Annotated in this window: 1 protein-coding gene; it reads right to left on the bottom strand. The window is 67.9% G+C overall.

All coding sequences use genetic code 11. The features are described from left to right. Nucleotides 1-965 (bottom strand): IS630 family transposase gene (locus ACZ53N_RS37525; protein ID WP_469145155.1). Its coding sequence is split into 2 segments (ribosomal slippage), with 963 coding nucleotides annotated over them: nucleotides 1-519 and nucleotides 522-965; the frame shifts between segments, so codons are not numbered across the junction. This gene is flagged as partial in the annotation. Nucleotides 966-1,032 lie beyond the last annotated feature (67 nt).

Raw genomic sequence — 1,032 nt, 5'->3', positions numbered from 1 at the left:
GTGGTCCGCGCTGGTGAAGGCGACGTTTGCGGTGAAGCCGCGTCGCAGGAGTGACCAGATACCTTCGACCGGGTTGAGCTCGGGCGCGTAGGCGGGCAGTTGGTGGACGGTGAGCCAGTCCTGGCTGTCGATGAACTCCCGCAGTCTGGTGCACAGATGGGTGCCGAGGTTGTCCCAGATGAGGACGATGGGGGCGTCCAGCTGCCGATGGGCGGCGATGAGCAGGTCGCGGTAGTCGGTCCAGGCGAAGCTCTTGCGCGTGCCTTTTCTGCTGCTGTGGCGGCGGGGCCGATAGATCAGGCGGGGCCGTTCGCCGGGTTTGTAGCAGGCCAGCGCGGCAACCGACAGGCAGCGGGTGGTGCGGCCCCGGACCCGGATGACGGGGGTGCATCCGCGTCGGGCCCAGGTGCGGGAAGTGGGCGGCGTCATCGAGAAGCCGGCCTCGTCCTCGAAGACGAGCCAGGCGTCGAGCGCCGCCGCGGTGCTTCCACCAGTGGCCACGTCTCCTTCACCCATCCGGTGATCGCGTCCTCGTCCCGCTCGGTCGCCCGCCGGGCGGGCACCTGGCAGGAGAAGCCGTTGCGGACCAGGAGCTTGCGCACCCCCTGGATCGTGTAGGTCATGTGGAACCGTCGCCCGATCACGGTCTTGACCCGGGACAGGGTCCACCGCTGGTCGGGCCATCCGTGGGCCACTGGCCCTTTGGCCAGCTCCCGCTCCAGCACGGCGAACCGGGTCTCGTCCAGCCTCGGCAGCGAGGCCGGTCCTCTGGACCGCAAGGCCCTCAGCCCACCGTCCTGCCAGGCCTTCCGCCACCGCTCCACCGACCGCACATGAACCCGTGAGTCTTTCGCGATCACAGAACTTTTCTCGCCCCGGGCGAACCGCTCGGCCGCCTGGAGCCGCAGCTGTTCCCGGAACTCTCGCCGCTCGTCGGTGAATCCACCACCCTGTGCGTACCGCATACCTGTCGACGTACCGCAAGGATCAAGACCTGTCAGCACCTATGACAACACGAGTTCAGCCTCAGTA

The organism is Streptomyces sp. NPDC033229 (assembly GCF_055576875.1).
The sequence above is the reverse complement of the archived record's forward strand: the minus strand, read 5'-3'. Positions and strand labels throughout refer to the sequence as shown.